The following is a 17,744-nucleotide window of genomic DNA, read 5'->3' as shown; positions in this document are numbered from 1 at the left end:
ATTATAAGTTGTGAATTAGGAGTTTTGAGTTTCTCACATCTCCTTTTTTTTATATCTATCATCTGATATAGGAGTGTTTTTTTTGCAAAAGGGATAGTAGCGTTTGTTTGAGCTCCTTTGTCTTTTTTTTTGACAAAGAGCGAGTTCGGATAGCCCGACCCGCAGGGTTTTGCCCAAAGAGTTGTTATTAATGAAAGAGTATGAATTTACTCTATGTAAGTAACCTTTCGACCTTATTTGTGTTTTTTAGAAACCCAACTGTTGTTTCAATAACTTGTACCCATTTTTGCTGACTTTTAGTTTTTCGCCAGTTTTAAGTACCAATATCCAACCGTCTTTTTCATAGGGTTCTAGTTTCGAAATTTCTTCTATTCGAATTAAATAGGAGCGATGAATTCGACAAAATTCTTTTGGGTTTAGATGCGTCTCAAAATACTTCATTGTTTTTTGCTTAAGGTGATGTCCATCATGCGTATAGATCATTACGTAATCATCTTGAGCCTCAAAGTAGCGAATATTATTAACAGGAATTATATCAATCTTATTTCTCGATTTTACGACAATTCGATTTAGATCTTCTACATTTTTGTCTTCGTATTCTTTTAAATTTTCAATTACGTTTGAATCTTCAGTTTGATTTTTTAATCTGAAAATAGCTTTTGCTATAGAATCTGCGAAGCGTTCTTGAGAAAAAGGTTTTAGAAGGTAATCAACAGCGTTGTGTTCAAAAGCCTTAATTGCATATTCGTTATAAGCTGTTGTGAAAATAATATTGCAGGGTTTATCTAATAATTCTAAAAGTTCAAAGCCATTTAGTTTAGGCATTTGTACATCAAGAAATATGAGATCGGGTTGTAAGTCATTTATAGCTTTTAAGCCTTGAAAACCATCAGAATACTCACCAAGAATTTCAACCTGATCCATTTCTGATAAATAGGATTTAACTAGATCTCTTGCCAATGATTCGTCGTCTATAATAATCGTTCTGATCTTTTCCATAGGTCGATTGATTGAGTTTTATTCTCAAATTAAGTGTTAAATTTTAATTTAAACAGATTTAAGATGTGTTTTTTGAGGGAAATAGAGCTTCACATTAAAGTTCGATTCCGTTTTAGCAATAGTTAATAAATCTGTTCTACCGTAAATGAGATTTAGTCTTTCTGTAATGTTTTTTAATCCTATGCCTTGTCCTTTAGGTGTAATAGTATCCTTATCAAAATTATTGGAGATTTGAATGCATAGCTTATCATTTTTGAATTCAGCCTTTGTTGTAATTATAACAGGTTCCAAACTTTCGTGAACACCGTGTTTTATGGCATTTTCATATATGGGCTGAAGAATCAAATTTGGAATCTTCATATCCTGACAAGGTACATCAATATTAAATTCTAGAGCTAACCTATCTCCAAATCTAACTTTTTCTATTTCAAGATATAAGCGAGAATTTTTCATTTCGTTTGAAAGGGTGTTTAATTCCTTCAAATCTTGATCGAGGGAATACCTTAAGAAGCTTGATAGCTTAACTAGCATTTCTCGAGATTTTTCTGGTTGTACTAGCGTTAATGAACTAACAGAATTTAAGCTATTGAATAAGAAATGAGGGTTTATCTGAGATTTTAAAGCGTTTATTTCAGCCTCTTTAATAAGATCTTTTAAATTTGATTCATTTTCAATTTTCGATTTGAAATTTTGATAATAAATGAATACATAATAAACCATAACCATGTAACCATACAAAGCGAAAGACAAAAAGGCTAGTCCATAATATGGCATTATTATATCAGGGTAACTACTGTTGGTATAGTCTTCGTGTAAAGACGAATGAATAAAATACGTTAGTGATACCCAAATGGCAACAGTAATTATTGCTGCTGCTGTATGGTTTAATACCATAGTTAAACGTCCAATTTTGTCAATATCAATGTGTTTAACTATGAACCAAATTGAAGGTGCAATAATCAATAGAGGTAGCGATATGCTTAGTGATGAAATGAGGGCATTGGTAAAGTCTTCTCCTTGAAAATACCAATCAATAGCAAGTAGGGAACACATAAATGCTAGCCAAAATCCTAGGTAAACGAATATGCCATAACGATGTGAAAGGATAGGGTGATCCATGTTTGTAAGCTAGTTATATTTTTTTGTTCTAATTTCACAACCACCAAGGGCAACAAAACCTTTAATTATAAGTTCTTTTTTAGGTTCTATTATGTAGTTTGGTGTTGGTATACGTTTATCTGATACGCCGCCCAACACTGCCGATACATTAACTTTTACATCCCAATCTGGAGGAACGATAATAACAGAGCCACCAAACATGGCGAAAAAGTCAATTGTATTTGTGCCTTCAGCCAAGCTTGCATAACTTAGATCAATTTCGCCGCCACCAAATATACAAGTTATACTTCCTCCTTTAAAATTATTTGAGTTTACGATGCGTTCTCCACCTCCAAAAATATTTAATTGGTTGATATAATCTGTAGATTCTTCTGCGTTATTCGATGAATTGGAAGAGCCGAAGTTTTGCTTTCTTATAACGATAATTCCAAGTGCGATTAGTATTACAGGCCAAAAGAACTGGTGTAAGCTGTGTTGCAAACCAAATAATCTAGGAAGAATAAAAAGACCACCAATTAGAATTAGAGTAAAACCTGTTGTTTTGTCGTTTTTAGCAAAGGCAAGTAAGCAACCTAATGTGATCAGCAGCATTGGCCACGAGAAAATAATATGATGAAGACCATAGGGAATTAAATCAAGATTATTGAGGACTAATGCGCCTCCAAATAAGATGAGTAATATTCCAAAAATAGAATTGTTTTTTCCCTTTGGGTTGTTTCGATCAGAAGTATCTTGTGAATATTTATTCATAACGATATATTTTGAATTGTAACTGTTAGATTAATATTGATTCTTATCTTTCTTTTTATCATTGCAAAAAGAACTACATTCATCGGGTTTTAGAATATAACTTATTCCCATTAGAATTAAAACTCCAGGCCAAAACCAAATTTGCCATTCATCGGAAAGTACGAAAAGGTCATCGGCTAAGAAATAGGCACCAACAGCAAGAATAGACATGCCGCTAAAGATTTTTCCTCTAATTATAATCATTAATAAACCGATAAGAATAAGAAAGCTTTCCCAGCGAAAAATGTATTGGTGAATGTTTCTTGGTATGAGATCAACATTACTCAGTAATATGATGATACCAACTATAATTAGTGCAAATCCAATAATAAAGGGTCTTTTATCTTTAGTCATAATAGGTGATTTTAGTTTCTTTACTACAAATTTACTCTAAGAGCAGCTTTTTCACGATGCTAAATCGGTTAGATGTTTGATATTATCGGTAAAATATATCGGCAAAAATTAAAATCTAAAACTATTGAAAGATACTATTTTGATTTACATTCTATTATTTACAGACAAGTTTTAAAGGTCAAAGTCTATTTAGTAAATTAATGAAATTTGGAGGTAGATATTCATCATCTTATTAGATCTAATTACTATTTTTATGCTGTAGATTATAAATATCAACTGAATGATGAATAAGACAGACGCTTTGCAACGTATTTCGGAATTACGCGAGCAACTCCATAAATATAACCACGATTACTATATTCTTTCACAGCCAACTATCGACGATTTTGAGTTTGATATGCTGATGAAGGATCTAATTGCTTTGGAAAATAAGTTTCCAGAGTATGCCGATGATAATTCACCAAGTCAACGAGTAGGAAGTGATATTAATCTCGAATTTAAACAGGTTGCTCATCAGTATCCAATGCTTTCTTTAGGAAATACCTATTCAGAAGAAGATGTTCGCGACTTTGAAACTCGAATTCTAAAACTGACAGAGGAAAAAATACAATACGTATGTGAGTTAAAATACGATGGCACATCGATTAGTCTTAGATATAAGAATGGAAAATTGGTACAAGCTCTAACTCGTGGTGATGGTGTGCAGGGCGATGATGTGACAACAAATGTAAGAACAATAGAGACGGTTCCTTTAAGTTTACAAGGAGATGACTATCCCGATGAATTTGAGATTCGAGGTGAAATTATGATGCCTTTTCAAGTTTTTCAGCAGTTGAATATGGAACGAGAAGAGGATGGCGATAGTCCCTTTGCTAATCCAAGAAATGCAGCATCTGGAAGTCTTAAAATGCAAAATTCATCGGTAGTTAGAAGACGTAAGTTAGTTTGTTATCTCTATTATTTATTGGGAAAAGAGTTACCTACGCGTCAGCATTTGCAGAATTTGGAGGTCGCTAAATCTTGGGGTTTTAATATCTCGGATGATAGTAAAATTTGTAATTCCATTGATGAGGTACTTGATTTTATTAAGTATTGGGATAAACAGCGTGATGAATTACCTGTACCTATCGATGGTATTGTGATTAAGGTAAATTCTATTGATCAACAAGAAGAGTTAGGTTATACAGCAAAATCTCCTCGTTGGGCCATATCATATAAGTTTAAAGCTGAGCGAGTAGCCACTCGATTAAATAGTGTGGCTTACCAAGTTGGACGAACAGGATCGATTACGCCAGTTGCAAACTTAGATGCTGTGCAGTTGGCGGGGACGGTTGTTAAAAGAGCTAGTCTTCATAATGCAGATATTATTGCGAATTTGGATTTACATTTAAATGATAGTGTATTTGTAGAAAAAGGAGGCGAGATTATTCCTAAAATTGTTGGTGTTGATATTGATCAAAGAGATGTTAATGCTGAAAAAATTGAATTTATCGAAAATTGTCCAGAATGTGGAACCAAATTGGTTCGACTCGAAGGCGAAGCCAATCATTATTGTCCCAATAGTCTACTTTGTCCGCCACAAATTACGGGTCGAATTGAGCATTTTATTGCTCGTAAGGCAATGAATATTGATGGTTTGGGTGAGGAAACTATAGATCTTCTTTATAAGCAGAATTTGGTTAATAATATATCCGATTTGTATCGATTAAAAAAAGAAGATTTAATGCCGCTTGATCGAATGGGAGATAAATCTGCCGATCGTATTCTTGGTAGCATCAAAGAATCTTTAAATGTCCCTTTTGAGAAAGTGCTATTCGCATTGGGAATTCGTCACGTTGGTCAGACAGTTGCTAAAAAACTTGCTAAGACCCTAGGTTCTATTCAAGCTATTAAAGCAGCAAGTTTCGAAGAACTTGTGAATATTGATGAAATTGGTGACAAAATAGCAAAGAGTATTATTCTCTTTTTTGAAGATGAGGCTCAAAATCAGATTGTAAATGACCTTATTGAATTTGGCTTACAATTTGAACTAAATAGAGAAGAACTGGCGAATCAAACAAATAAGCTTGAGGGGTTGTCTATTGTTATTTCAGGAAGTTTTAGTTTGCACTCTAGAGATGAGCTAAAGGCTTTGATAGAACAAAATGGAGGAAAGAATACAAGCTCAATTTCAAAGAAAACAGATTTGTTTTTAGCTGGAGAAAAGGTTGGACCTAGTAAACTTGAAAAAGTTGAGAAGTTTGGAATTAAGACAATATCCGAAGAAGAATTTGTTGAGATGATTCAGGCTGCAAATTAATTTCTAATGCAAATCAAAAAGTTGCATTTACAATTTGAATTCAGGTTTATTTTTAATTGAATTTTTCCATTCTAAAATTACCCCAACCCCTAAAGGGGCTTTTGATTTGCAGTTCTTTGAGTTTTAAAAGGTAGGTGTGTGTTGATATAGTGGTTGTTGAGGTAGAAACGGTGCTCTGAACATTAGTGAAATTCGATAGGGTTCATTTATAGACAGTTTTTTGAAGTCCCTTTTAGGGGATTTAGGGGTGAAAAACTAAATATAAGTAGAGCTCGAAGAAGTCTATAAGGGGTGTGAGAAAGCATATAATTTAAAAATTATGATATGAGTCTGAGTGATCAAGTATCGATGTTTTATAATGCGAAACCCCATATTTTTGAAAAGGCAAAGTACCTGAGAGAAAATATGACAATGGCAGAATTAAAGCTATGGGAAGTTTTAAGAAACAAACAGGTGCAAGGTTTACGTTTTAGAGCTCAGCATCCAATTGATATTTTCATAGCTGATTTTTATTGTCATTCATTAAAATTGGTGATTGAAATTGATGGAGGTATACATTTGAATGCAGAACAAAAAGAATATGATATTGGACGAGAAGCGGAAATAAATCACTGGGGAATAAAAATTATCCGTTTTACTAATGCTGAGGTTGAAAAAGATATAGATCAGGTTTTGCTTCATATAAATGAGGTTTGTAATAAACTTAAATCCGATTTGAAATAGTTTTATGTAACTCATTTCGAAATTACCCAACCTTTAAAAGTGGCTTTTGATTTGCAGTTTTTTAGCTTTGAGAGGCAGGAATCTTATGATATAGTGGTAGTTATGCGGGGTGGTGCTTGTTAGATTAACGAAATTCGACAGAGTTCATTAATAGATAGTTTTTTTTGAAGTCCCCTTTAGGGGATATAGGGGTGGCTGCTTTTAAGATTCAGTGAATTGTTACGAAGAGGAACTCGGCGAAGCCCATATAGGTGTAGTTAATATGGAGGTAGTATAATGTTGCAAGGCGGTAAATTAATTTTTAATGTAGATCAGAAATTATTTTTTATTTTAATCATAAGGGACTCACCTTTGATCAGCGTCTAATTATATGGAATATTTTGGAAAGAGAAATATGTGGTGATTAAATTAAGGAGATATAGTCTAAAAATAACAAGGGGTTTATGAAGCTAACTTCATAGACCCTTTGTCATAGAATAATGCTAAATTTAACGTTTATGATTTACGTTTCTTAGCTTGTTTTTCTTCCATTTTTCTTAAAGCTTTTTCATGCTTCTTCTCTTTTGCATCTACTTTTGCAGTTTTTAAATTTTTGTCTCTTGACATGATTTTAATGTTTTTGGTAATTAATTACATAAATAATCTACTTAACATCTGTAATCCTATCGAGTCATGAAACTTTATATAGCGAGTTTGCATCCAGAAATTATCGATGCGTTGTAATTTGTTAATTTATAAAGATTCTAGGATTAATAAGCACACTCGCGGGTGCTGTTAATTCAGAAAGATTATCTTGAGTTTAACTAAATTAAAATACATATTAATAAAATTTACGAAACTCATTTTGCAACATATTCATTATAAATCAGGAGAATCATAATGAATGATTATTCTAATGAGTTATTGTTTGAATACTTAAAATTACAAAACTTTTCGTCTCGTTGTTCAGTAGATAGTCTGTTTTTGTGTTAAAAAAGATGATTTTTATTAGATGTTTTCATGCATGGTAAGGTATTACAATCAATTAACGCTTTTTTTTTCGTTGGGTGAATATGGTTTAGATAATGGGATATTGGTGATTGATAACGATATCCAGTACAGAAAATTCATGAATTTTCTCTATCGTCAACACAACAACAACAAAGGTGGATTAACCTTATATATCAACCAGCCATTAATGAAATAATATTGTAAAAAACGTAAAAATCCCCAATTCATATAACTGAATTGGGGATTTTCTATATATTTTTTCAGGTACTAACAGCCTTGCATATCAAAATCTGCACTGTCTACCACTCTGACTTCTTTTTTCATTTTCTTTTGAATTATCTTAAAGTGATGCTCATCTTCTGGCGTAATAAAAGAAATGGCTTCTCCTGGTGATTCTGCTCGTCCGGTTCTACCAATACGATGTACATAATCTTTAGGAGATCGAGGTAGTTCGTAGTTAATCACATAAGGCAAAAATTCGATATCAATACCACGAGCCAAAAGATCGGTGGTAACAAGGACTCTAATCTTACCGGTTTTGAATCGTCTTAAACTCTCGCTACGTGAATTCATGCTCTTTTTTCCGTGAGTAGAAACAGCGTGTATACCATTGCGGCAAAGTTTATTAGCAACACTATCTGCTTTAAAAGCTGAGGATACAAAAACCAATACTTGTTTCAGGTTATCTTTTTTAATCAAATAGCGAAGTAGCGGTCCTTTTCTACTTTCTTCAACAGTATAAGCTATTTGGTCAATAAGTTCTATATCATCTTCTCTTTCTTCTATTTTAATAACCTCAGGATTATTTAAAAGAAGCTCCTTTATGTTTTCTACTTCTTTACTTAGAGTTGCTGAGAATAAAAGATTTTGACGTTTTTTAGGAAGAAGAGCAAATATGCGATCCATTTCTTCCTTAAAGCCAAGATTAAGCATTTTATCAGCTTCATCAAGAACTAGAGTGTCTATTTCAGAAATACTTACAGCATTCGATTCTTCCAATTCTATCAATCGACCAGGTGTAGCAATTAAAATACTCACACCATTCATTCCCATCATTTGAGGATTAATAGAAACCCCACCGAAAATAGCCATTGTTTTTACTCTTTCGGGTAAAGCTAAGGCAAAGGTGTTAAATACGTCTTCAACTTGCATAGCAAGTTCACGTGTAGGAACTAAAACGAGAACCTTAACATGTCTATTTTTAAGCGTTTTAGTGCTTTTTAGATTGTTTAAAATTGGTAGGACGTAACTTGCTGTTTTACCTGATCCTGTTTTGGCAATACCTAAAACATCTTTATTCTTTAGAATAACAGGAATAGCCTCCTTTTGAATAGGGTAGGGCTGTGAGTAATTCTCAAGAGCCAGAGCTTTTAATATAAAAGGAGATAAACCTAAAGACGTGAAAGACATTATTTTGATTTTAATTTATAGTTGATATCAATTTAAGGGTTCAAAGGTAAGATAAATTATATGAGGAAATGGAGACTTAAACTTTGTATTTGGAAAATGTTGATTTTAGCCTGAATATTGAATCAATAGCTCGCAGAGTTTATTAAATTTGTTGAAACTTTAAAAATATTCTTTTGAACATTTCTATTATCACAGAGCATTCTTTTTGGTGGTTATTACCTATCATCCTGCTGTCGGTTGCTTTGGTATATGGCCAGTATTATTATAAAAACGTTTTAAAGAACGATTTATCACCAGCTAGAACATTAGCTTTAGCAAGTTTACGTGCTTTAGTGTATATATGTCTGTTATTTCTCTTATTAAATCCGAGTATTAAATATAGTCAAGAACGAATTGAGAAACCTTTATTAATATGGGCTCAAGATAATTCTCAATCCTTGATCTTAGGTCAAGATTCAAGTTATTATAAAAATAAGTACTCCCAAGAGGTAGATGTTGTACTAGAGAAACTCGAAAGTAAATATCAGATTCAAAAATTAAGCTTTGGACAGGATGTAAAAACTGATGAAAAATTTGATTTTACTGATCAATTAAGTGATTATTCTTCTTTGTTCGCCTACCTTAAGGATAATATTCAGAGGGGAGATCAAACTCAAATTGTTTTGGCCGGTGATGGCTTATATAATATGGGAAATGATCCGAGATTCTCAGTTCAAGAAATAAAATGTCCAGTTAATACGCTTGCTTTAGGCGATGAGGCAAACAGAAAAGATGTCTCTATCGTTTCTTTAAGAAGTAATAAATTGGCTTTCCTTAAATCCAATATACCTGTTAGACTTACTTTAAAAGCTGATTTTTGTAAAGGAGAACTGCTGAAATTTCAAGTTAAGTCAGGTTCAAATATTCTATATCGTGATACTTTAAGAGTTGGTACAGATGATTATTTTATTGAAAAGGATTTCCTTATTTCACCAAGTAAAGTAGGTTTGCAAAAATATCAAGTGCAAATTCAGCCGCTAAAAGGAGAGGTGAATCTAAAGAATAATTCGAGTCAGTTGATCGTTGATGTATTGGATAGTAAAAGGAAAATTGCTATTTGTTACGATTCGTATCATCCTGATATAGCTGCATTACAATCTGCTTTGCAAGAAAGATCTAATTTCTTGATTAGTTTAATCGATATTTCGAAACAGCAAGTTGATTTCTCTGATTTTAATCTCATGATTCTTTATCAGTTGCCATCATTTAAGTCGGAAGATGAGCAATTTTTTAGCCAATTAAAGCGTTCTAGCCTACCTTTTATGATGCTTATAGGTGGTGGAACCAAGATTGATAGTTTTAATCGTTTGGGGCTGGGTTTAAATCTTGCACAAGATAAAAATCTGTACCAAAATGCTAGAATTAAATTTGATCCAAATTTCTCATTGTTCGAAATAAGTAAAGAGAATCAGAAGATAATTGAAGGTTTTCCTCCCTTATTATCTCCAATGGCAAAATTTCATTTTAGTTATGAAAATAATACCTTAGGAACTCAGGTCATAAAGGGAATTTCAACAGAAATACCTTTAATTGTATTTTCTCAAGTTAATGAACAAAAGCAATGTTACATTTTAGGAGAAGGAATTTGGCGTTGGAAATTGCAGGATTATAAATTGAATAATTCTCACGATAGTTTTAATGCCTTTATTAATCAAATGGTACAGTATCTTGCTCTTAAGGTTAAAAAGAATCAGTTAAGCCTTCAATACGATAAAGTATATAAGGAAACGGATCGTGTTCTAATTGAAGCACAGCTTTATAATAAGAGTTATCAGCTTACAAATAATGCAGATCTTAAGTTTTTATTGAAGAATGAAAATGGAGACGAATATAATTATCAGTTCGAGCCAAATACTGATGTTTACCAGTTAGAAATGAGTGGTTTATCTGCAGGTGATTATCAGTTTGAAGCAAAAGTGAAAGCTTTTGATCAAGAGTTTGTTGAGAAAGGGAGTTTTGTTGTCACTTCAGAAAATTTAGAAGCAAAGTATTTGAAAGCAAATTCAAAACTGTTAAAGGATTTGTCTGAATTAAGTGGTGGAATTCACCAACCCTTATCGCAAATTGCAACATTGACTGAATCGTTATTGAATGATAATTCTTTAAAATCACGAATTTTTGTGGAGAATAATTTTAGTTTTGCACTGAATTTTATATTTATTTTATGTTTTGTTGTAGTTTTGCTTTTCTTGGAATGGTTTTTGAGAAAGTATTGGCTAGGAATCTAATCTTTTACTAGATTCGAACTGTATTTTAAAATCCTACCGACCTAAATTATTAGTTTATGAAATTGATTAAATCCTCAGTTAAGTTAATTAGTCTTGTTGTTCTATTGTTGGTTGTCGTTTTGCCATCGTGTAAAACAATTTCTTCGGTTCAATTTCAGTCGCTCGAAGCGCCTCAAATAATTCTTCCTGCGGATGTTAACCGCATTGCTTTTGTAGCTAGAGATCAGTGTTTTCCTTCCGATTCTGTGGCGCAATATTATTCAATTAATAGGGTAGTTATAAAAGATTCAATCGATCAGACCAGAAACATGTCTTTTAATTCGTACCAAGGATTTGTGGAAAACATGTCTGAATTCTGGAATCAAGATTCTATTCCTTTTGTACGCCTTCCTAAAAAAATAATGCCAGATACAATTAGATCTTTCGAGCCTTTAAGTTGGGCGAAGGTTACTAGTATTTGCAAATCAAACCAAGTTGATGTATTGGTTGTTTTGGAGAATATTCTAGCTTTTACGACACATGATATTGTTGAGGGCGAGTTATATTGGGCAGTGAATGAAATCCAGTATCAGGGTGTATGGCGAATATACGATCCATTATATGAGAAAATTTATGACGAGAGAGTTGTGGTAGATAGTTTATTTATGGAAGTTTCTGATGAGAATCTTCAACGCTTGGTAAACGAAAAAATACCAAGCAGAGAAGAAATGATGAACGAAGCTGCTTATGAATTAGGAAAATCGTATGTTGATTTAATTTCTCCTTATTGGAAGGATGTTAGTCGTAATTACTTTGTTTCAGGAGATAAGCGTTTGACTACAGCTCTTTATTTTATGGACAAAAATGAGTTTGATACTGCAATTAATATGTGGATAAGTTTGACCAAAGAGACGGATATGAAGTTAGCTGGTCGTGCGGCCTATAATTTAGCTGTTGTGAATGAGATGAAAGGTGACTTGAAAAATGCGAAAGGATGGATACGTAAAGCCATGTATTTTTATAAAAAAATGAAAAAATTGCCTAATGAATATAAAGAAATCGAAGCTTATGCATTAATTTTGAATTCCCGTTGGCTTAATGGGAATAAAATAAAACGATTCTTTGGAGAAGAGTAGAGGTAATTAATTGACGCTAGTTGTTCTAGAAACTCAGTTTTTGAAACATTAACAAACTGATAATAAGTTACTTGATATTTAATCCTAGATTTATTCATTTACTTACTTATTACCATGTCTACTGAACTTATTCTCATACTAATACTTGTTATATTGAGCCTAGATTTTATTCTAGAGCGTATTCTCGATATTTTAAATAGAAAAAATTGGACTGCCAAAATACCTAAAGCTCTAGAAGGAATTTATGATGAAGAAAAATATGCCAAGTCTCAATCTTACGAGAAAGATAAGCATCGCATAGGCTTCATATCATCTGTTCTAAGTTTTGTTGCAACCATCCTAATGATAGTACTTGGAGGTTTTGCTTGGGTCGACGATTTAGTTCGACTTTATTTATCCAATCCTATAACATTAGCACTTGGTTTCTTTGCTGTTATTATGATGGGATCAAGCCTTATCAGTTTTCCATTTTCATATTATTCGACTTTTGTTATCGAAGAAAAATATGGTTTTAACCGAAGTACTCTAAAAACTTTTTTGCTAGATAAATTAAAAGGAGCTTCCATCTCGGCAATTCTAGGTGGTGGTCTTTTGTCTCTTATTATTTGGATTTATACCATGACAACTACTAATTTTTGGTGGATGGCTTGGGCTCTTATAGCCTTTGTTATGGTATTTATGAGTATGTTCTATTCTTCTTTAATTGTACCTTTATTCAACAAACAAACTCGTTTGGAAGATGGTGAGTTAAATACTGCAATAAGTACCTTTGCAGATAAAGTTGGTTTTAAACTCGACAATATTTATGTAATGGATGGCTCTAAACGTTCATCAAAAGGGAATGCCTATTTCTCAGGACTAGGTTCTCGTAAGCGAATTGTTTTATTCGATACTTTAATTGATGAATTATCTACTGAGGAGATTGTTGCTGTTTTGGCTCACGAAATTGGACACTATAAAAAGAAACATACTTTAACCTCAATTGTTTTAAGTCTTTTGCAGACCGGAATCATGTTTTATATTTTCTCTTTATTGATTGGGAATATAAGTCTTTCAGAGGCTTTGGGGACAACAAATCATAGTTTCCATTTAGGTTTAATAGCCTTTGGTATTTTATATTCGCCAATTTCAACTTTTCTTGGTTTAGGAATGAATGTTTTATCGCGAAAGAATGAATATGAAGCTGATGCATATGCAGCTGAGCATTATAATTCTAAGTCTTTAATCGATGGTTTGAAAAAACTGTCGGTTAGTTCATTAAGTAATTTGACGCCACATCCAATATATGTGTTTTTTTATTATTCGCACCCAACTTTATTGCAGCGAATAAATGCAATGCAAGGCAAATAAAAACTTGTTTTATTTAGTTCAGTTTGTTTTTACAGTCTTGAAATATTATTGATAATAGTTAACATACAATATAATAGGAAATTTATTTATAAATCATGCAAGCAGAAATTATAACCATTGGCGATGAAATATTGATTGGCCAAATTGTTGATACGAATTCAGCATGGATGGCTACGGAGTTGAACAAAATTGGTGTTTCAGTTAATCGTATTACGAGTATATCTGATACAAAGGATGCTATTATTAGCTCTATGGAAGAAGCGATGTCACGTGTTGATGTTATTTTAATGACAGGTGGACTTGGTCCGACCAATGATGATATTACAAAGAAAACATTGAGCGACTATTTTGGATGTGAATTGGTTCAGGACGAAGGGCTTTATGCAAAAATTGAAGAGCGTTTGTCGGGATACAAAATAGGCATGAATACGCTTAATGCCGATCAGGCTTTAGTTCCTCGAGGAGCTAGAATTATACCTAACGATTTTGGAACGGCAGCTTGTATGTGGTTCACAAAAAATAACAAGCACGTTATTTCAATGCCAGGTGTTCCTTTTGAGATGAAGAATATTATGAAATTTCAAATTCTGCCAAAAATAAGTGCTGAGTTTAATTGTCCTCATATTTTGCATCAAACCGTAATGGTTCAAGGAATAGGAGAGTCTGTTCTAGCTGTAAAGTTACAAGATTGGGAAGCTAATTTACCATCTGTCGTTAAGTTGGCTTATTTGCCATCGCCAGGTGTTGTGCGTTTGCGATTGAGTTTAATTGGCGACGATGAAAACGAATTAAAAGCAATTGTAGAAACTCAACTCTTGGGTTTGAAAGCTCTATTAGGAGATCATATATTTGCTTTTGACGATGAGAAGATCGAACATGTTATAGCTAATTTACTTTTGGATAGAAAAATGACTGTGTCAACTGCAGAATCGTGTACTGGAGGAAATATGGCACATATATTTACTTCAATGGCAGGTAGTTCAGCCTATTTTAAAGGATCGGTTGTTGCTTATTCAAACGAAGTAAAAGCAAATGTTTTAGGCGTTAATCCTGCGAGTTTGGAAGAGTTTGGCGCAGTAAGTCAGCAAGTTGTTGAACAAATGGCGACCGGGGCGTGTAAGGTTCTTGGTACTGATTATTCTATTGCGACATCAGGTATAGCAGGTCCCGATGGTGGAACAGAAGAAAAACCTGTTGGAACCGTTTGGATAGCTGTTGCCTTTAAGGGTGGCGTTGTGTCTGAAAAATTTGCATTCTCAAAGGAGCGTAGTCGCAATATTAGAGTGGCTTCGCTTGCCGGTTTTAATATGCTTCGAAAGTTAATGGTAGAACATTAAACCTAAGTTTCTATTTTGATTTTATTAACCCTCACTTTACAGTGAGGGTTTTTTATTATATAATCATTGTCTAGTCCACAAATGACTTGACATCTTGTGGATTTGAAATTTACAGGCAGTTTAGATGTGTTTGTAATTTATAATAGAAACTGATTAATCTATTTTAAACCATGAGCTATGTATTTCGATTTCTAAAAATACATCATTGAAGCAACGCCTAGGCCTAAGCCTGCTAATACTAATGATATTTTATGCTTATCAGTTTTGAATACAGTTATTATAAGTGTGCAAACAAGTAGGCTCAAGAAACTTATAAGGAGGAAAGATGAAAAACTTCCTAGATTGTATCCTAGATATGATGTGAATTTAAAACTTGAACCAAGTATTGCTTTATAATGTAGACTAAGAACAAAGCCTTGCATAATTCCAATCAAAACAAATATATTGTAGTGAAGTGTTGTTATTCTGTTACTGAAAATTCCATTTAACGATACAATAATGAGACTTACAATAGCCAATAAGTTAATTGTTTCTTTCGTAAGGCTTACTGCTTTAAATATAGCTAAGGATAAACCTAATATGGAACCTGAACAAAGAGCTAAAACTATTAACAGGTAAGTCTTCCAGTCTTTAAAACTAAAGAAAGCTCCAATAATAATAAGAAATAGAATCTGATGAATTGCTGAAAATTGACATAAATGTTTGAAAGCAATTTCGAAACTGTAAAATAATTTATCCATGTTTTGATTTGGTAATAATGAGGTAAAGGTTTATTCGTTAGTGTGATTGAATCTGATTCGAGCACGGCAATTTTCTTTACCTGTTGTGCTACTTTTTATCATGCAGTTCATGTTTTTATTTTCATCAAGCTCTTGAAATATTTGAATAGACTCTCCAAGTTTTAATTCGTGAATAAAGTTAATTTCAATTTCTGAAATGGATTGCTCTGTCAACGTTTCTTGAGGAAATGCATCAATTAGCCATTTAAAATATTTCACATTGTTTACATGTCGATTGATGTCAATATCACTATAGTGAATTTTAATTTCTTCAATTAAGTTTGCTTCATTAGTAAGTGGAGCCAATTTCCCTAGCTCATCTTCGAAAACTGCGGGATAATTACCAATAGGCATATTATTTATCACAACATAAGGTCGAAGTGGTCGATGAGTTTCTAAATCGACAACTAACCAATAAGAACTTGCTAAAGCAATAACTTGATCGTTTGCATCGAAAATACGAAAGTCTCGTGCACCGAAAAGACCTTTAATCCCAGTAGGAAATGTTTCTATTCGAATGGTTTCTTTCCATTTTGCAGGGCGTATAATTTTAATTCTCATGCGAGATAGAACCCAAGCATAATGATTCAAGCTTAAATCAGACAAGCCTTGTCCAATCTCATCGATATGGTTAGCTGATATTTCCTGTAAGTAATTAGATATACTAGTAAGTTTAGCATTTCCATGCCAGTTACTATCAAACGCACCTATTGTGAATTCTTGACTGTATTTAGTTAAATCTGTCATTATAAATTCAATTTATATTAAGAACGAGTTGCATTGAACACTGATCGAATAAAAATTAAGACGACAAAGGGTAAAAGCGTATAAGGTAAGCTTTGTGGTAAAATTGGCCAAGCAGCTAACACTAATAGAATGAAAATAGAATGGTATTTAAAATAGCTTTTGACCCATGTTGGTCTGTTTTTTCTAAAAAGGATTGGTATTAATGGTAAATGAATTGGTAAAGCCCAAAGAATATTTAGGTTCGGTCTCATTGCCAAATGGTCGGTGAAAAACCAAAGGAATAGTAAAACAAAACCGAGTAGCGATGTGCTTCCAAACACAAGTATATCCAATAAAACGAATCGTTTTTTATTTTTGAAAGAACTAAGAGTTAATAATAGACCTATAAAAGCAATAAATCCAAAAATGAATAGAGGATGTAAATACCATGCTGTTGGTTTTTGTTTAGCTTTTTTACTTAGAATAACATTTTCTTTACTAACGAGTTTGTGGGTTTTCCCATTTTCGTTTACAAGCGTTTTGTCAAATCCTGATTTTAAAAAATCAGGTAAAAACATTTTTTGATAGTTTGTTGCTTTATTGTCGACACGTTGTCCCAAAGCTAGATTAATTCCTGTATAAATCCAGGGCGTTTCTTTCATATACATATTAAGCATATCTCTAAAACTGAGATTGCTAGTTAGGTCAGCATTTTCATATTGAATTTGGGTAACTATATCTTTCTCAAGAATATCTCGTATTAAAGTTGAACAGTTTTTGAATATAAAATCATAGTAATAGTAGCGATTTTCTGGGCGATAGTTTTTTTCAAGAGCTTTTAATAATTTTTGTTTTGACTCGAAACTTAAATCTAGTTCCTGTTCAACGACTGATTGTTCATTGTATTGGTAATTTCTTATAAAACGTTTATAGGTACTGATACCGAGATTGTATTTTAATTTTCCTCGAACGAATTTGGGGTAAAAGTTGGGTGTGTTAAAATTGAAGATGCCGTAGTTAAAAACAAGATCTAATTTCTTTGATGGTTCTTGTACTCGAATAGCCGAGTGTCCAAAAAGAGAATATAACTCAAGTCCTGGAGAACAAGTTAGAATACTTATTTTAGTTTCATCTTTAGCATGCTGAGCTTGCACTTGACTTATTGGAATGATAAGAATAAAACTGAAAAACAGAAGAATAAATAGGTGTCGCATAGTTTGTGTTATTTCTCTCCGAAGATAATAATTTTTGTATCTAGAATGTTAAATAATAATAGGAAGATTTTTTCTTTATAAGCGTAAAATAAAAACTGCCCTATTTCTTTCGAAAAGGGCAGTTAATTTGTATGTCGGGTATGTTAATGTGCTATCAAGATGAAATGTTCTTGAGTTCACCCAGTTGACAGGAAGAACTAGCAATTGGCAAGGGTGTTGTGGGTGACTGCAAATCTGAAGAAAGCCATCAGCAAAGTCATCGTTCTAACGAAC

General features: G+C 32.8%; 14 protein-coding genes. 6 read left to right on the top strand and 8 right to left on the bottom strand.

The window, feature by feature from the left end; all coding sequences use genetic code 11:
• Window positions 1-246: 246 nt before the first annotated feature.
• Genes EMN46_RS14945 through EMN46_RS14930 form a run of 4 tightly spaced genes read right to left on the bottom strand, consistent with a single transcriptional unit; the run spans window position 247 to window position 3,261 of the window.
• Window positions 247-999 (bottom strand): LytTR family DNA-binding domain-containing protein, encoded by a 753-nt coding sequence (locus EMN46_RS14945; protein ID WP_154201624.1) that lies wholly within the window; start codon window positions 997-999, stop codon window positions 247-249.
• 48 nt (window positions 1,000-1,047) lie between these two features.
• Window positions 1,048-2,118 carry a sensor histidine kinase gene (locus EMN46_RS14940; protein WP_154201623.1) on the bottom strand — a complete coding sequence of 357 codons (1,071 nt, stop codon included), beginning with the start codon at window positions 2,116-2,118 and terminating at the stop codon, window positions 1,048-1,050.
• A 9-nt stretch (window positions 2,119-2,127) separates the two neighbouring features.
• Complete coding sequence (locus EMN46_RS14935) at window positions 2,128-2,868, bottom strand: DUF5668 domain-containing protein (RefSeq protein WP_154201622.1); 741 nt, start codon at window positions 2,866-2,868, stop codon at window positions 2,128-2,130.
• Window positions 2,869-2,898: 30 nt separating this feature from the next.
• Window positions 2,899-3,261: a DUF5668 domain-containing protein gene (locus tag EMN46_RS14930; protein ID WP_154201621.1), complete on the bottom strand. Its 363-nt coding sequence runs from the start codon at window positions 3,259-3,261 to the stop codon at window positions 2,899-2,901.
• Between the two features lie 280 nt (window positions 3,262-3,541).
• Between EMN46_RS14930 and ligA the strand changes: the two genes are divergently transcribed.
• Both ligA and EMN46_RS14920 read left to right on the top strand, forming a co-directional pair.
• Window positions 3,542-5,560, top strand: coding sequence for an NAD-dependent DNA ligase LigA (ligA, locus tag EMN46_RS14925; RefSeq protein ID WP_229130387.1), 2,019 nt, complete (start codon window positions 3,542-3,544; stop codon window positions 5,558-5,560).
• A 324-nt stretch (window positions 5,561-5,884) separates the two neighbouring features.
• Window positions 5,885-6,283 carry an endonuclease domain-containing protein gene (locus tag EMN46_RS14920; protein WP_154201620.1) on the top strand — a complete coding sequence of 133 codons (399 nt, stop codon included), beginning with the start codon at window positions 5,885-5,887 and terminating at the stop codon, window positions 6,281-6,283.
• A 1,257-nt stretch (window positions 6,284-7,540) separates the two neighbouring features.
• Here EMN46_RS14920 and EMN46_RS14915 read toward each other — a convergent pair.
• Window positions 7,541-8,683: a DEAD/DEAH box helicase gene (locus EMN46_RS14915; protein ID WP_154201619.1), complete on the bottom strand. Its 1,143-nt coding sequence runs from the start codon at window positions 8,681-8,683 to the stop codon at window positions 7,541-7,543.
• Window positions 8,684-8,856: 173 nt separating this feature from the next.
• Here EMN46_RS14915 and EMN46_RS14910 point away from each other — a divergent pair, with 173 nt between their 5' ends.
• The 4 genes from EMN46_RS14910 to EMN46_RS14895 all read left to right on the top strand — a co-directional run bounded on the left by EMN46_RS14910 (window position 8,857) and on the right by EMN46_RS14895 (window position 14,752).
• A complete protein-coding gene (locus EMN46_RS14910) occupies window positions 8,857-10,950 on the top strand; it encodes a hypothetical protein (protein ID WP_154201618.1) in 2,094 nt (697 codons plus the stop codon).
• Window positions 10,951-11,006: 56 nt separating this feature from the next.
• Entirely contained in the window at window positions 11,007-12,065 is a 1,059-nt protein-coding gene (locus EMN46_RS14905) for a DUF6340 family protein (protein WP_154201617.1), read from the top strand.
• Between the two features lie 114 nt (window positions 12,066-12,179).
• Window positions 12,180-13,415, top strand: coding sequence for a M48 family metallopeptidase (locus tag EMN46_RS14900; RefSeq protein ID WP_154201616.1), 1,236 nt, complete (start codon window positions 12,180-12,182; stop codon window positions 13,413-13,415).
• A gap of 95 nt (window positions 13,416-13,510) precedes the next feature.
• Complete coding sequence (locus EMN46_RS14895) at window positions 13,511-14,752, top strand: competence/damage-inducible protein A (RefSeq protein WP_154201615.1); 1,242 nt, start codon at window positions 13,511-13,513, stop codon at window positions 14,750-14,752.
• Window positions 14,753-14,943: 191 nt separating this feature from the next.
• On the opposite strand, the gene EMN46_RS14890 is transcribed toward EMN46_RS14895, so the two are convergent.
• From EMN46_RS14890 to EMN46_RS14880, 3 genes are read right to left on the bottom strand one after another with little or no spacing between them, the layout of a single operon-like run.
• Window positions 14,944-15,492, bottom strand: coding sequence for a HupE/UreJ family protein (locus tag EMN46_RS14890; RefSeq protein WP_154201614.1), 549 nt, complete (start codon window positions 15,490-15,492; stop codon window positions 14,944-14,946).
• A gap of 30 nt (window positions 15,493-15,522) precedes the next feature.
• Window positions 15,523-16,278 (bottom strand): acyl-[acyl-carrier-protein] thioesterase, encoded by a 756-nt coding sequence (locus EMN46_RS14885; protein WP_154201613.1) that lies wholly within the window; start codon window positions 16,276-16,278, stop codon window positions 15,523-15,525.
• A 17-nt stretch (window positions 16,279-16,295) separates the two neighbouring features.
• On the bottom strand, window positions 16,296-17,471 hold the full coding sequence (locus EMN46_RS14880; RefSeq protein WP_154201612.1) for a DUF4105 domain-containing protein: 1,176 nt from the start codon (window positions 17,469-17,471) through the stop codon (window positions 16,296-16,298).
• Window positions 17,472-17,744 lie beyond the last annotated feature (273 nt).

The sequence above is a fragment of the Ancylomarina sp. 16SWW S1-10-2 genome, from assembly GCF_009669305.1.
In the GTDB taxonomy this organism is placed as follows: domain Bacteria; phylum Bacteroidota; class Bacteroidia; order Bacteroidales; family Marinifilaceae; genus Ancylomarina.
Note: the sequence above shows the minus strand (reverse complement) of the source record. Positions and strands in the feature narration are given on the sequence as shown.

Coding starts and splice junctions, on each gene's coding strand:
- EMN46_RS14885 (WP_154201613.1), bottom strand. CDS start 16,278: ATGACAGATTTAACTAAATACAGTCAAGAATTCACAATAGGTGCGTTT.
- ligA (WP_229130387.1), top strand. CDS start 3,542: ATGATGAATAAGACAGACGCTTTGCAACGTATTTCGGAATTACGCGAG.
- EMN46_RS14930 (WP_154201621.1), bottom strand. CDS start 3,261: ATGACTAAAGATAAAAGACCCTTTATTATTGGATTTGCACTAATTATA.
- EMN46_RS14935 (WP_154201622.1), bottom strand. CDS start 2,868: ATGAATAAATATTCACAAGATACTTCTGATCGAAACAACCCAAAGGGA.
- EMN46_RS14905 (WP_154201617.1), top strand. CDS start 11,007: ATGAAATTGATTAAATCCTCAGTTAAGTTAATTAGTCTTGTTGTTCTA.
- EMN46_RS14895 (WP_154201615.1), top strand. CDS start 13,511: ATGCAAGCAGAAATTATAACCATTGGCGATGAAATATTGATTGGCCAA.
- EMN46_RS14940 (WP_154201623.1), bottom strand. CDS start 2,118: ATGGATCACCCTATCCTTTCACATCGTTATGGCATATTCGTTTACCTA.
- EMN46_RS14890 (WP_154201614.1), bottom strand. CDS start 15,492: ATGGATAAATTATTTTACAGTTTCGAAATTGCTTTCAAACATTTATGT.
- EMN46_RS14920 (WP_154201620.1), top strand. CDS start 5,885: ATGAGTCTGAGTGATCAAGTATCGATGTTTTATAATGCGAAACCCCAT.
- EMN46_RS14900 (WP_154201616.1), top strand. CDS start 12,180: ATGTCTACTGAACTTATTCTCATACTAATACTTGTTATATTGAGCCTA.
- EMN46_RS14945 (WP_154201624.1), bottom strand. CDS start 999: ATGGAAAAGATCAGAACGATTATTATAGACGACGAATCATTGGCAAGA.
- EMN46_RS14915 (WP_154201619.1), bottom strand. CDS start 8,683: ATGTCTTTCACGTCTTTAGGTTTATCTCCTTTTATATTAAAAGCTCTG.
- EMN46_RS14880 (WP_154201612.1), bottom strand. CDS start 17,471: ATGCGACACCTATTTATTCTTCTGTTTTTCAGTTTTATTCTTATCATT.